The sequence below is a fragment of the Bacillus sp. FJAT-29790 genome (genome assembly GCF_019039215.1).
GTDB lineage: Bacteria > Bacillota > Bacilli > Bacillales > Cytobacillaceae > Cytobacillus.
The window spans coordinates 3,008,812-3,023,422 of record NZ_JAHNZZ010000001.1; the positions used below are offsets into that span (position 1 = coordinate 3,008,812).

Genomic DNA, 14,611 nt, shown 5'->3' on the forward strand with positions numbered 1-14,611 from the left:
CATCCTCCTATTCTACCTCTATGATGTTTAATTGCTGATAAATATCTCTGATTAGTAACCGATATATGTTAAAAAGGCGCCAAAATATCTAGGAGAGTGCATTCCTCGATATTTGCTAAAAGTTGACGATATTTCCCGGAAAATGCTCGATATATGCTAAAAGGTGCCGATATTCCTCGGAAATTGCTCGATATTTACTATATCGCCAATAATTCTAGGAATATGACAGTTACCTTCATTTCCACATAAAAGGAATATTTAGTGTCCGTTCACTTTCTGCAGTTCCTGTGCTTTCAGCTCTCTTCTCAAAATTTTCCCACTAATTTTCGTTTTCGGAAGTTCAGCAACGATTTCGATTTCCCGAGGGGCTGCATGGGCTGCAAGTTTGCTTTTTACAAAATGGCGGATTTCATTAAGTAAATAATCATTTTCCACGAAACCTTTACGGAGAACGATAAACGCCTTAACAATTTCGCCTCTTAGCGGATCGGGTTTGCCAATCACTCCTGCCTCAGCGACCGCAGGATGTTCAATTAATTTGCTTTCTACTTCAAATGGGCCAATCCGTTCACCAGATGAATTAATCATATCGTCGCTTCTGCCTTGGAAAAAAATATATCCGTCTTCATCCTGAATAGCTAGATCACCCGATAAGTACCAGCCTGGAAAAGGAAAATAAGTTCGATACTTTTCTTCATTTTTCCACACTTCCCGCATCATCGCTGGCCATGGAGCTTTAATCGCAAGATGGCCAATCTTACCAGTAGAAAGCTCTTCCCCCTCATCATCTAGAATGGCTAATTGAATTCCAGGTATTGGTCTCCCCATTGAACCTGGCTTTATCACTTCTGAGGGAAGATTAACAATGAGCTGTGCTCCCGTTTCTGTCATCCACCATGTGTCATGAATTCGCTTGCCGAGCGTTTCCTTCCCCCAATAGATTACTTCAGGATTAAGCGGTTCTCCGACACTTAATACATGGCGAAGAGAATGCAAGTTATATTGCTTTTGAACCGCTTCCCCTTCTGACATCAGCATTCGGAATGCAGTTGGTGCGCTATACCAAACCGTTACTTTCGCTTTTTCAATCGTTTTGTACCAAGACTGGGCATCAAACCGTCCCCCGTTAATAACAATGGTGGCTCTATTTAGCCATGGTGAAAAAATTCCATATACAGTGCCTGTAACCCATCCAGGGTGAGCAGTACACCAATAAATATCATTCTCATTCAGATCAAGCACCCATTTACCTGTTTGATATTGCTGAATCATTGCCCGATGTGCGTGAATAATTCCTTTTGGTTTTCCAGTCGATCCGCTTGTATAATGAATGTTCAAGCCATCATCCAAGTCAACCCATTCGATGATATTAGATTCAGAAGGAATGGTTTGAAGTTCAGATACAAGGGAAATTTCCCCTTCTTTTGTGTGCTCAGGACCTGAAGTAATAAAGATTTTCTCCAATGAAGGTAGGTCATCCTTTGGAATGCGCTCTCCAAGAATATGATCAGTAATCAAATATTTCCCTTCACAGTCTGCAATTCGATCCCTGATGGCTTCTTCCATAAACGCTTCAAATAAAGGACCGGCTATTGCTCCAATTTTTATCGCGGCAATCATGGCCAAATAACAATCAGGATGTTTAGGCAAAAAAATGAAAACAAAATCTCCTTTACTAACCCCGTGCGTTTTTAACACAGTTGCCAAATGATCTGTTTTTTCCTTCACGTCCAGGAAACTAAGCTTTATTTCCTCATCCCCATCTATATAGTGAATAGCGGTCTTTTCCCCGAATCCATCATCAACATGTTTATCGATACATTCATATGCCATGTTGACAAGCCCTGATTTGTTCCATCTGAAATGTTTGACAGGTTCTTCCCATGAAAAACTTTTATACGTATCTTGATAGTTTCTAAGATTATAATTTCCCTGTAAGGGTTCCAACTGTTGCCGATCAAATACTTTCATTTAAAAAACTCCTTTACTAGCTAGTTGATAGGTCAAGCAAATGAATAATTTTTTCTTTCAATTGCCCCAAATAAGCATCCCCTCTAGCACGTGGCTTAGGCTGATCAATAGCTATTTCCGAATAAACCTCTCCTGGCTGGCCGCGAAGAATGATGATGCGGTCACATAAATATAACGCCTCATCGATATCGTGAGTTACGAGTAATATAGTAGATTGGTATTGCTGCCAAATAGAGAGTAATAAATCCTGAAGCTGCATCTTTGTAAAAGCATCCAGGGCACTAAATGGCTCATCTAATAATAAAATTTCTGGTGCGGTAACAAGTACCCTTGCTATCGCAACCCTCTGGGCCATTCCCCCTGATAAATCTTTCGGGTAATGATTCTCGAATCCTTTCAGCCCTACAGAATCAAGATACTTGCTTGCTTTTTCATTTTTTTGGAGACTGTTGTTTAATCCGAAGGCGACATTTTCTATTACTTTCAACCAAGGAAGAAGCCGATGTTCCTGAAAAATCATTCCAATTTTTTCATGAACTGAGCGGACTGCTTCTCCGCCAATCCGAACAGTCCCTCTGTATTCTTCATCCAGTCCAGATAAAACGCGGAGAAGGGTGCTTTTTCCGCATCCACTTGTACCGAGAATCCCAATAATTTCTCCCTTATTAACAGATAGATTTATATTTTTAAAACCGGTTTCTCCGTTTGTAAAAGTTCTCGAAACATTTTCAATTGCGAGCATATTAACCATCCTTTTATCGCAGATTAACGGGACGACCATCCCGCTAATGGAAGTTTCTTTAGACTTTTTTCTCCACAGTATCTTGCCAATGCAGCGCTTTTGACTCTAAATTTTTCAAGAGTGAATCGGTTATTTTTCCTAAAATAGCAAATAGCACAATACTTGATATGATTAAATCAGGTGAAGAAAGATTTTGGCCGTAAACAAGCAAATAGCCGATTCCCTTGCTTGCTCCCATCAGTTCAGCAGCTACGACGAACATCCATCCGAGCCCAAGACCACTTCGAAGACCAACTAAAAAAGAAGGAAGGGAAGCAGGCAGAATAATTTTTCGAATGAGCTGTAAGGAATTTAATTTATAAATTTTTCCAACTTCGATTAATTTGCGATCCACTCCTTGAATGCCGGAAACAATGTTTAGATAAACTGGAAAGAAAACACCAACAGCAATCAAAACAACCTTCGATGGCTCTCCTATTCCCATCCATAAGATAAATAACGGCACCCAAGCAAGTGAAGGAATCGATCTGAATGCTTGAATGAGCGGATCAAATAAACTTTCAGCTTTTTTCAAATACCCAACTGCCGCGCCCGCGATTACTGCTGCTGCCACACCGATAACAAATCCGAAAAATAACCTGTAAAGTGTAATCCCAAGATGTCCCCATAATGTTCCTTCAACCGCCATATTGACAATCTTATTAAAAACGGAGGTCGGGGCAGGCAGCAGGTGCTGAGGAAATACACCTGCCTTACTTAAATATTCCCAGATGACAATTAGAACAATTGGGACAATCCAACCTAAAGCCGCTGTTTTCACTTTTCCGTTTAATTGAATGCTCTTTCTTGATTTAGCTGGAATTTGTGATGAGACTGCATTCGTTTTCACACTCATTCCCATTCTTCCTTTCGAAAGTGGCTGCTTAGGGCAGCCACTCGTTATTTAATAACTGCTTTTGCAAATTCCGGATTGATCAAATCATTAACTAACGATTCAACTTCTACATCATTTTGAATAATGTCACCTTTTTGCAATACGCTTCCCGCCGAATTTAATGCTTGTTTCTGAACATCACCTGGAATTGGACTTGAGAAATCGTTTCTTTCTAATTCTTTTTTAGCCACTTCAAGGCTGATCTGGGCTTCCTTTGCAAGAATTTTAGCGGCTTCTTCTGGATTATCAAGTACCCACGTTCTCGCCTTTTCATAAACCTCGATGACTTTTTTTACTTGATCAGGGTATTTTTTAGCAAATTCAGTTCGTACATTTAACGTGCCATACGTATTGAATTCTGGATTTCGGTAAAATATTTTTGTATCAGCTTCCAGTTCTAACCTTGCCATATGCGGATCCAAGCCGGCCCAGGCATCCACTTGACCCGTTGTCAATGCACTTCCTCCATCAGCATGCTGAAGGTTCACTACCTCAACATCTGCAGCAGATAGTCCTGCCTCATCCAATGCTCTTAGTAAAAAAATATAAGGATCCGTTCCGATCGTTGCGGCAACCTTTTTTCCTTTTAAATCCTTAACCGATTGGATGGAAGAATCTTCATTCGTGACAAGCGCTGTCCATTCCGGCTTAGAGAAAATGTATACCGATTCAATTGGAGAACCTTTTGATTTAGCAATTAACGCCGCCGCTCCAGCAGTAGAACCAAAATCAACACTGCTGCTATTTAGAAATTCAAGGGCCTTGTTGCTACCCTGGCTAAGGACAAATTCAACTTTTATTCCCTCTTTTTCAAAGGCTTCCTCTGCCCAGCCAAATTTCTTTAAAACAAGGCTGGTCGGAGAATAAAATGCATAGTCAAGGACAATTTTTTCTGGCTTCCCTTCCTCCGCACCTGTACTGCTGGAACATCCAACGACACCGATGAGTAATAATACTGCAGTTAAAAACCCAAGCCACTTTTTCATTGGAATCATCCCTCCTTATCAAATTCGCCTTGGCGTATTTGCGCCCAGATTTTTATCTTAGCCTGCTCGATAAATTCCTTTAAAGGCTCGCTGAAGGCTTAACTTTACTCAGCCGGGGTTTGCCCCCCCACTGAATTGGATACCCTTTTGCATTCATCTCACCACTTATAGAAATGAGAGACTTCTACTGAATAAATTTAAATTTTATATTTCACAAGCAAACGTAACAATTGTACCCCGTAACCGCTGTGCTTCCTTATATGTGCATCTGTTCTGCACGACCTCAATGCCTGCTTCCTTTGCCACTTTAACAGCATTTGGAGAAATGACGCCTTCCTGCAGCCAGAACACTTTTGGCTGAATAACTGCTGCTTCCTCTGCCACTCCAACAGCTGCTTCAGGACTGCGGAATACTTGCACAATGTCTATTTTAAATGGAATTGACGTTAAATCTGGGTAAGCCTCTTCCCCCAAAACCTCTGTTTCCCTTGGATTGACAGGAACTATCTTATATCCGAGGCGTTGCATTTTCCTTGCCAGTCTGTAGCTTGGGCGGGCAGGGTTTCCGCTTAAGCCTACAACTGCAATCGCCTTGGCTCTTTGAACTTCTTTTCCTCCTACCGTTTCCCGTTCAAATGGAGAGTGAAGAGCCCAGCGAATGACGCCTTCATCATTTACCGCAGTATCTCCTTTTTTCTCACCATTAGAGGAAATTCCTAAAGCTTCAAAAAAAGCTTGATCTAAATCATTGGTTAAATCACGAACAGATTCAATCCCTACTGAAAGGCGGATTAATTCTTCACTTACTCCTGCCTTCTTTAAGTTTTCTGCACTTAATTGCTGATGGGTCGTTGAAGCAGGATGAATAATCAGTGACTTCGCGTCTCCGACATTTGCTACATGTGACCAGAGTGCGATTTTATCGATGACTTTTTTGCCGGTATCCCTGCCTCCTTTAATGCCAAAATTGACAATGGATCCGAAGCCTTGTTCGAAATATTTTTTTGCCAAATCATGGGCCGGATGGTCTTCCAAGCCAGGATATGACACCCACTCAACCGCAGGGTGATTATTTAAGAACTCAGCCACTTTGAAGGCATTTTCATTATGCTTCTCAATGCGCAAATGCAATGTTTCTAGACCTTGCAGCAATAGAAAGGCATTGTGAGGGCTTAAGCATGAACCAAAATCTCTTAACAGCTGCACTCTTAGTTTTGTACTAAAAGCAAGTGTTCCAAAGTCATTGGCATAGCGAATTCCGTTATAGCTCGGATCAGGCTCTGTAAATCCAGGAAACTTTTCGCTATTCCAATTAAAGCGCCCGCCATCAATGACAAGCCCGCCAATTGTCGTTCCATGTCCACCAATCCACTTTGTTGCAGAGTGAACAACGATATCAGCTCCCCACTGAATTGGTTTGCAAATGTATGGGGATGCAAACGTATTATCAATAATGAGCGGAATCCCATTTTCATGGGCAATGGCTGCCACCGCTTCAATATCTAAAACATGAAGACTTGGATTGCCAATGATTTCGCCGAATATTGCCTTTGTTTTTGGCGTAATCGCTTTTCTAAAGTTCTCTGGATCTTTCGAGTCAGCAAATTTCACATTTATTCCATATTTAGGAAGAGTAACTGCAAGGAGATTGTAAGTGCCCCCGTATAAATTATCAGCGGCAACAATTTCATCCCCAGCCTCAGCGATATTCATGATAGTAAGTGCAATGGCCGCCATTCCTGAAGATGTAGCAACTGCTGCCACTCCGTCTTCCAGTAAGGCGATCCGTTTTTCAAGTACATCTACAGTCGGATTGCCAATTCGCGAATAAATATTTCCCGGCTCATCAAGGGAAAATAAACTCTGTGCATGATCAGTATTATGAAATACGTATGAACTCGTTTGGTAAATCGGTACAGCTCTTGAGCCAGTAGTTGGGTCTGGCGACTGACCGCCATGTAAAAGAATTGTTTCATCATCATAAGTTTCAAATTGATTTGTCATTTTAAAGCCCTCCAAATTTAATTATTTCTATAAGATTACTAGGTTTAATGATTTGTTCGTGACCGTTTTTACCTTTTCAGGGAGCTTTCGGCACGAATAATCAATAAAATTATGTAGTAATAGAAAGACCCCCTCATCATAAGAAGAGGGGGTCCTCATCTTATCTTTCAGGTAATTAATTTACCTGCAGGATTTAGCACCTTTTCAAGCTTTCACTTGAAGGTTGCCGGACTTCATCGGGCCTGTTCCCTCCGTCACTCTGGATAAGAAATATTTTATTTGATTAATGTGTTAATGCGTTAATTCAGTTACTTCATAAAGGATTATAGAATAATTAATTTTTAAAGTCAATAAAAATTCAAAAAATAATTATATTTCTGAGCCCTTTTTCTAAAGAAGCATTTTTTTATTTTGTAGGAATAACAGGGTAATGGCTCCAATATTGTTAACAATTTATACAGTTATCGCCTCTTTTATTAACGCTTTTTCCTTTTCTTTAACAAGAGGAATAACTTCTTCGCCAAATCGTTTTAGGTCCTCTTCATAATGGAAGTGGCCTGTTAGCACAAGGTCTACCCCGATTTTTTTCAGTTCAATAATGCGATCAGCAACTTGTTCAGCAGTACCGATTAGCCCTGTCTTAAATCCATCATTATACTGAACGAGATCTGCAAATGTTGAATTTGCCCACATTCCCTCATTATTTTGTGTGGATTTACCTGCTTGTTTAACTGCGTCATTAAAGCCTTTTACAGCTTCTATATCCGCATGACTTACAATTTCTCTGAGCAGCTGAACCGCTTCTTCTTCTGTATCCCTGACAATGGCAAAGCCGTTAACCGCAAATTTCAATGTGCGCCCCTCAAGATCTGCGAGTTGTTTTACTTCATCAATTTGTTTTTTGAATCCTTCAAGTGTATTTCCATTCATGAAATAATAATCAGATACCCTTGCAGCCATTTGCTTTGCAGCTGTCGAGTTTCCACCTTGAAAAATTGGCAAATTGGGACCTTGAACCGGCTTTGGCTTTAAAGGAGCCTCATTAATTCTGTAAAAATCACCTTTATACGTTGTCGTTTCTTTTGTCCATAATGACCGAAGAACTTCGATGAACTCTTCTGAGCGTCGATATCTTTCATCATGCTCCAGCCAGTGCTCCCCATAGCCGATAAATTCCTGCTTAAACCAGCCGCTGACAATATTGACAGCCGCTCTCCCATCGCTAATATGATCAAGTGTTGCCAGCATTTTCGCATAAACACCTGGGTGCCATAAACCGGGATGAACAGCAGAAATTAGTTTTAATTTTTTCGTTACTGAGGCAAGGGCAGAGGCAAGAGTGATCGCCTCTAATTGATTTTCAGCTCCATAGCTTGCAAAGAAACGAGTTTGTAATAAAGCATAATCGTACCCATTTTCTTCTGCGATTTGAGCATATCTTTTATTAGCTTCAAAGCCCCAATCTGTTCTCTGCGGCAGCTTTGAAACGACAAGTCCTCCACTTACATTTGGTACCCAATAAGCAAATTGAAGATTTCCCATATTAGTCAACGTCCCCTTTTCATCTAGTAGACGAACGACCCTGACAATGGTAAAATTTAATTGATGACAGGGTGCGTTCATTCTTTTCGCAAGATAGCATCTGTTTCATCAGGAAGAGGTGTTGCAGCACCTCTTTTTTTATATACTTTTTGGAAAAATAAAAACCCCCTCTGCTTTAAAGACAGAAGGGGTGCGTGAATAAACCAATTCAACAGCGATCCACCTTCTCATCTTCGGAATAGTACTACTCCTCTGAAATTGGCACCGGGCATCGTTATGCTGGTTGCCGAGGCTTCGCAGGGTCAGTCCCTCCACCTCTCTTGATAAGAAGAAATGCAATATATAACTCTTTAGAGATGATCATAAACGTTCGATAACCATCCCGTCAATACTTATTTTAAAATTTTTGAATATTTAATTAAAGTACTCTTCAAAAATCCTGCATTTTTAGAACATTTTTCGATAGATACCAAGTTTTTTTCACTTAGCTTTCTAAAGAAAGATCACTAGTGATTTCGATAAAATGTTGAAGGATTTTGGCCGTTAAACCCCAAATCACTTTATCCTCATAGTAAAAAAAGTACTCTTCCATCTTTCTTGCCTGCCAGTTATAATTTTCACCACCAGGGATATGCTTAAAAGGAAAATCTCTCTCAGGTTCTACCTTAAAATTAACTTGAAATACCTTTGGTTTTATGTCTTTAAAGAAGGAGAGCGGTACGGTGAAAACCTCTGCCACTTCTGCGGGGTTTGGCCTTATTTCATCCGTCGTTTCGATAAAGCCGACATATGGAAAGATCATCGTTCCAAAAGGAGAAATCATGTAGTCTAATGGGGAAATATTCGTAATACTGTTCTCACTTATTCCTAGCTCTTCCGACGTCTCACGCACCGCTGTATGTTGTGCATCTTTGTCACTTTTATCAATTCTCCCCCCTGGGAAACAAATCTCTCCCGGCTGCCTTCTAAGCTGAAATGATCGAACTTCGAACAAAACGTGAATTTCACCTTTTATATGCACAAGAGGCAGTAAAACCGCATACTTCGAAAATTTTTCACTGTCTAATATGCTAGGTGATCGGTTGGTAAGCTTTTTGGCTAAATCGTTAATATTCACTCTTTCACCTCCCATAGGTCAAAAAAACAAACAGTTTTTTAACTATTAATATAACTCTATTATTTTATTATAATACGAGAGCTGCTTAAAGTTAATAAATAAGGGATTCGGAAAATAATGTTATATCCCGTCGCACATTACATTTTAACCATTTCGAATGTGATTCTTAGTGCTTTCAATAATCACATCTTAGTTCTTTGTTTGATAAAATATAGGGATTTAGATTTATATGGTGGGTAGTTTAACAAGTAATTCAAATTATATACAGAGAATTAGATGTATTAAGGAGGAATTTCGGTGAAGAAAACGTGGTTTCATTAGTGGGTGGTTTAATAATTGGAATGCTCTCACTTACTGGGTAGAGCAAAATAACGAGGACAAAAATAAAATGATAAATTTAGGAGGGGCACCTTAAGCATAACAGAGCAGATCTTCACTAGGTATTTCGGTTAATAAATATTTATAATACCAGATAATTGGATGGAGAAAATCTTTTGTTTTTCGTCTTTCAAAGAAAGTATTTGTTCTTTTAAATTAAGGCTATACACGCGACCTTTACACGTTTGCAGCGATCCACTTTTATAATAGTCAATAGTAAGTAGTCGATTTTCTGTCAGTTTTTTCAAATACATAAATATCCTCCTCTATATATTTTATGTGATTAAAAAAATCCATTTACAGATTATTGATCATTTTTTTAACCAATTTAATTGTATAATTAGTAGTTTAAGATAATATGAAGATGACGTTAAAGATTTGTATAAATAAAAGTAAAGTCTTTATTATCCAACAAATTTTCATGCCTTTCAAAAAAAAGACAAGTTAAACTTTAAAGTTCAATAAAGTGAGTTTTAGAGGCAGCTTCTTCTTTAGCGAAGTAAAAATTGTCAAAGCAGTAAACGGGCTATAGAGAAATATAATTTAACAAAATAAATAAAAAACCGCTAAGTTGGTTAAATCCTAGCGGTTCCAATATCATCTTGTATTATTTCTCCAAAATATAAAAGTATTGAAGAGTGAGTTTAAAGTATGCTGACATCTTCTTTACATTTTTACTTTTTCACCGACTCCTAGCTGGACTGCTTTTTGATAGACACTTTGTGCAACCATTGTGTCTAAATAGCCAATCCCAACCGACTTATAAAAAGTGATTTCGTCATTATTTGTCCGTCCTTCTTTCTCACCGCTCAAAATATCCCCAATTTCACCATAGATAGACTCTTCATTCCATAACCCTTTTTCAAGAGGAACAAGAAAATCTCCCGCTTCATGAAGAGCTCCCTCTCTTGTGTCAACAACGATTTTATCGCTTTTATATAGGGTCTGAACGTCAACTTCTTGCATATGCGGCTGATAAGAGCCAATTGCATTAATATGGGTCCCTAGTTTTATGACATTTCCGTCAAAAAGAGGCGTTGATGATTTAGAACTGCATATGACAATATCGGCGGCCCTAACAGCATCATCCGGATTCTGTTCAACGATTATTTCACCTTCCCAATCCGTGAATAAATCGGCAATTTCCTCCTTAAACCTTTCAGCCTTTTCAAAGGTTCGATTATAAAGGATGATCTGGTCAAGGTCTCTTACGGCCATGATCGCTTGAATTTGACCAATCGCCTGAGCTCCACATCCTAAAACAGCGCAAACGCGTGAGTCTTTCCGTGCCAAATATTTTGTCGCCACCCCGCTTGATGCACCTGTTCTTAAAACGGTCAGATAGCTCGCATCCATCATCGCCACATGCCTGCCCGTCTTCGCTTCTGTTAAAAGAGTAATGCTCTGAAGCACTTTTATCCCCTGCTCAGCGTTCTTTGGAAAAATACTGACTACTTTAACCGCCGTAAAATCCACCGGCTCAATATAAGATGGCATATATAATGTTTCTGCATCCATTTTTTCATGGGGAACCGACATTCGAATCGGTGCGATCACTTTTCCTTCTACCCCAAACATGAAAGCTTTCTCTACATCGTCTATACAATCATCCATTCTATAAATCTCTCGAATCGTTTGTTCATTTAAAATTAACATACTTGCCTGGTCCTCCTCCTGAAATAATCTATAACCCCCATTGAACCTACCGTTAAATCTAGTTTGATAATTTCATAAATATCTTGCTCTAACGAAACATTTTTTTCAGTCAAGTAGCTGCTAACTTCTTCAAACAATGCTTGAAATAAAGCATCATTTTTCTCATCCTCTGTAGAATTCAAATTTTGAAGCCATACTTTTTCACCTGTAGCCATGAATTTGGGAAGCCAAAATCTAATTTGTTCAGAAACACGATGAGGATTTGTTGACATTCCATAGTGCCCGAAATAAATTCGATCAATTTTTAGTGCCTCAATCCTTTCAAGTGACTGCAGCATTGCTTCGGGGTCAAATTGATTAGGTGAAGTGGATGGCAAGTATAATTCAACGCCCTGCGGCAATAGCTGTGGATAGAAAACACCGATTGTATCTCCAGTAAATACCCCGTTGCTAAATGAATCATGAATGGAAAAATGATGTTTTGCATGGCCGGGAGTATCCATAAAAGTAAGCGTGCGGTTTTCTCCAATTTGTAGCGTATCACCATCTTCTTTTACAACTAATCGATCCTCAGGTACCGGTAAAATCGGATCAAATAGCACATCAAATTGCGAACCATAGACTGCCTTTGCACCTTGGATTAGCCTGGATGGATCAGCTAGATGCCGTTCTCCACGGGGATGAACAATCACATGTGCATTCGGACAGCTTTCAAGAAGTAATCCCACACCTCCTGCATGATCAAGATGAATATGGGTCACAATAATATTTTTGATATCTTTCGGATCAATCCCCAGTAATTCCAACCCTTTCAGTAAATAAGGAATTGATGGACTTGCACTCGTTTCGATAATCGTTAATTCCTCTTCATGAAGGACATATGTACCTGTTCTCTTTTCTTTTCCAAGATCAAACAAATCTATTAGTGATACACCTAAGCCAAGATCCTTTGTTTTTTGCAAGTTACTTACGCCACCTTTCTTTTATTAGGTCAAACATTTACTAATTGCTTCTTTTATTTCTACCCGTCTCCTTTATCAAGATGGAATTTTGTTCTGAAGCCAATTATACCATTATTCACCATTATTTTTCGAATGTTCTGAATGAAACGAACAATCATTTTGTATCCTATTTTTTGATCAAACTATCTCGCACGGTATGCATGCGTTCAGCTACGTTTTAAAAGGTTCTATTTTACTCCATACATTATTGACATTAACTTTTCTAAAAAAGTACCGCCCTTACTGTCATTTCTGTTATCTTTTAATTAAACTAGCGTGCTTATTAAATCTTTTCCAGGTTAAATTAAATCTTTTAATCTAGGAAATTTCCAATTTAATATTTTCCATTATAATCCATTTTTTACCTTATATTTTCTAAACGGATAATATTTACATTGACTACTTTTTATATAGTTTGTATTCTAATGTATGTAATTTAATAATTATTCCTCATCAGCACAGGTGAGGTAGAGGTTGCGATTGTTATGAGTAAATCGGATGAGAGTCAGGGAACTCGACGATGACGATTTGAAAGGGACTGTCGCCGAAGCGCCATTATTCTCTGGTTATGGCAGCTGGGTCTGTATCCGAATAGGTGCAGAACTGTCATAGTTTTTACTATGAAGAACTATCCAAATGGTCTGATGCGGTTATGAATATCGCACCGTCATCCGGTGTTTTTTTTATGCCTTTGATAGACGACAACATGGAAGCAATCGAATCAGCTCGGCTCCTAGACAACGATGAAAAACAACAAGAAAGGAGAATATAATATGGAAAATAAAAATAAACTCGGTTTATGGATCCTTACCGCCCTTGTCGTCGGCAATATGGTCGGTTCAGGAATTTTCATGCTGCCTCGTTCGTTATCAGAAATAGCAAGTCCGGCAGGTGTTATTGCTGCTTGGACTATAACAGGATTCGGCGTTCTTTTGACAGCTTTAGTATTTGGGAATTTAGCTTTAAGAAAGCCGAACTTATCTGGCGGTCCTCAATTATATGCAAAAGAATTATTTAAATCAGGCTCGCAGGCATCGCTCTTATCTGGCTTTATGGCTTCATGGGGATACTGGATTGGGAATATGGCGGGAAATATTGCCATTATTACTACTTTTGCAGGGTATTTATCTACTTTCTTCCCTATCCTAACGAATCAGACCGAATTGTTCACAATCGGTTCCTTTACATTAAGAATCGGGAACGCTTTAACATTTTTAGTTTGTACGATTCTATTATGGAGTACCCATTTAATTATATTAAAAGGATTAGAAAATGCCGGTAAATTAAACCTTGTTGCTACAGCAGCTAAAGTGCTCGGCTTCTTCCTGTTTATACTGGTTGGCCTTTTTGCTTTCCAAAAAGCGAATATCGTTCCGTTCACAGCACCAAGATTAGATGGAAACGGAGAAACAATCGGCTTGTTAGGCCAAATTAGTAAAGCGGCAGTCACAACTCTTTGGGCATTTATCGGAGTAGAATCAGCAGTCGTATTTTCATCAAGAGCAAAAAAACAAAGCTACGTTAAGCGGGCGACAATCTTAGGTTTATTTATAGCCTTGGCCATTTACATCGCAATCAACACACTTGTAATGGGAATGTTAAGTCAAGATGCCATTATTCATTCCGAAAAACCGTTAATTGATGCCATCCAGACAGTATTAGGTCCAATTGGCGGAAAAATGCTAGCCGCAATCGGTTTAATTAGCCTTTTTGGCTCGACAATCGGATGGATTATGTTAAGCTCAGAAATCCCATATCAAGCAGCAAAACAAGGATTATTTATTCCTGCGTTCTTAAAAGAAAATAAAAACGGCCTACCTATCTTTTCGCTTATCGTAACAAATTGTCTTGGTCAGTTATTTATTTTTTCAACTATCTCGAATTCCATTTCAGCAGCTTTTGAATTTATTACTTATATTGCAACACTTTCGTATTTAATTCCATATTTTATTTCTTCCGTCTTCCAGTTAAAGCTGGTCATTACCGGAGAGACTTACGACTGCACTAGAAGCAAAGTGATAGATGGCACGATCGCAATTCTTTCCACCCTGTATTCAACATGGGTGATTATTGCTGGAACTTCAGATATGAAGACTTTTACTTTTGGTATGCTATTACTGGCAAGTGGAATACTATTTTACAAACAGCTAAAAAAGCAGCCTGAAAAATCCAAAAGCATTTCTAAAAGGATGGTTTCCTAATAAATGTTGAGGTCTTTTTTTCCGTAGGATCCATTTATTCATATTTACGAGCAATCAATTGAATATAAATAACAAAAAA

At 38.9% G+C, this 14,611-nt stretch carries 12 protein-coding genes and 3 riboswitches; of the genes, 1 reads left to right on the forward strand and 11 read right to left on the reverse strand.

Going from position 1 to position 14,611, the window contains the following annotated elements:
• Positions 1-258: 258 nt before the first annotated feature.
• The 11 genes from acsA to BGM26_RS14245 all read right to left on the reverse strand — a co-directional run bounded on the left by acsA (position 259) and on the right by BGM26_RS14245 (position 12,292).
• The gene (acsA, locus tag BGM26_RS14200; protein ID WP_217040433.1) at positions 259-1,971 is read right to left on the reverse strand and encodes an acetate--CoA ligase; all 1,713 of its coding nucleotides are present in this window, start codon (positions 1,969-1,971) and stop codon (positions 259-261) included.
• A gap of 16 nt (positions 1,972-1,987) precedes the next feature.
• Complete coding sequence (locus BGM26_RS14205; RefSeq protein WP_217040434.1) at positions 1,988-2,713, reverse strand: ABC transporter ATP-binding protein; 726 nt, start codon at positions 2,711-2,713, stop codon at positions 1,988-1,990.
• A gap of 58 nt (positions 2,714-2,771) precedes the next feature.
• Positions 2,772-3,608 carry an ABC transporter permease gene (locus BGM26_RS14210; RefSeq protein ID WP_217040435.1) on the reverse strand — a complete coding sequence of 279 codons (837 nt, stop codon included), beginning with the start codon at positions 3,606-3,608 and terminating at the stop codon, positions 2,772-2,774.
• Positions 3,609-3,652: 44 nt separating this feature from the next.
• Positions 3,653-4,633, reverse strand: coding sequence for an aliphatic sulfonate ABC transporter substrate-binding protein (locus BGM26_RS14215; protein WP_217040436.1), 981 nt, complete (start codon positions 4,631-4,633; stop codon positions 3,653-3,655).
• Positions 4,634-4,837: 204 nt separating this feature from the next.
• Positions 4,838-6,637 (reverse strand): PLP-dependent aspartate aminotransferase family protein, encoded by a 1,800-nt coding sequence (locus BGM26_RS14220; RefSeq protein ID WP_217040437.1) that lies wholly within the window; start codon positions 6,635-6,637, stop codon positions 4,838-4,840.
• A 157-nt stretch (positions 6,638-6,794) separates the two neighbouring features.
• Positions 6,795-6,907: riboswitch (SAM riboswitch) on the reverse strand.
• A gap of 183 nt (positions 6,908-7,090) precedes the next feature.
• Positions 7,091-8,179 (reverse strand): dimethylsulfone monooxygenase SfnG, encoded by a 1,089-nt coding sequence (gene sfnG / locus BGM26_RS14225; protein ID WP_217040438.1) that lies wholly within the window; start codon positions 8,177-8,179, stop codon positions 7,091-7,093.
• Between the two features lie 77 nt (positions 8,180-8,256).
• Positions 8,257-8,391 carry a hypothetical protein gene (locus tag BGM26_RS21720; RefSeq protein WP_302053235.1) on the reverse strand — a complete coding sequence of 45 codons (135 nt, stop codon included), beginning with the start codon at positions 8,389-8,391 and terminating at the stop codon, positions 8,257-8,259.
• 12 nt (positions 8,392-8,403) lie between these two features.
• Positions 8,404-8,509, reverse strand: a riboswitch (SAM riboswitch).
• 154 nt (positions 8,510-8,663) lie between these two features.
• Positions 8,664-9,296, reverse strand: a complete 633-nt coding sequence (locus BGM26_RS14230) for an NUDIX hydrolase (RefSeq protein WP_217040439.1) — start codon at positions 9,294-9,296, stop codon at positions 8,664-8,666.
• 449 nt (positions 9,297-9,745) lie between these two features.
• Positions 9,746-9,928, reverse strand: a complete 183-nt coding sequence (locus BGM26_RS14235) for a YolD-like family protein (protein WP_217040440.1) — start codon at positions 9,926-9,928, stop codon at positions 9,746-9,748.
• A gap of 412 nt (positions 9,929-10,340) precedes the next feature.
• On the reverse strand, positions 10,341-11,330 hold the full coding sequence (locus tag BGM26_RS14240) for an ornithine cyclodeaminase family protein (RefSeq protein ID WP_217040441.1): 990 nt from the start codon (positions 11,328-11,330) through the stop codon (positions 10,341-10,343).
• A complete protein-coding gene (locus BGM26_RS14245) occupies positions 11,324-12,292 on the reverse strand; it encodes an MBL fold metallo-hydrolase (protein WP_217040442.1) in 969 nt (322 codons plus the stop codon). The genes BGM26_RS14240 and BGM26_RS14245 overlap by 7 nt, the downstream gene beginning before the upstream one ends.
• Before the next feature lie 499 nt (positions 12,293-12,791).
• Positions 12,792-12,970, forward strand: a riboswitch (Lysine riboswitch).
• A gap of 134 nt (positions 12,971-13,104) precedes the next feature.
• Here BGM26_RS14245 and BGM26_RS14250 point away from each other — a divergent pair.
• Complete coding sequence (locus tag BGM26_RS14250) at positions 13,105-14,532, forward strand: amino acid permease (RefSeq protein WP_217040443.1); 1,428 nt, start codon at positions 13,105-13,107, stop codon at positions 14,530-14,532.
• The last annotated feature ends 79 nt before the right edge of the window (positions 14,533-14,611 follow it).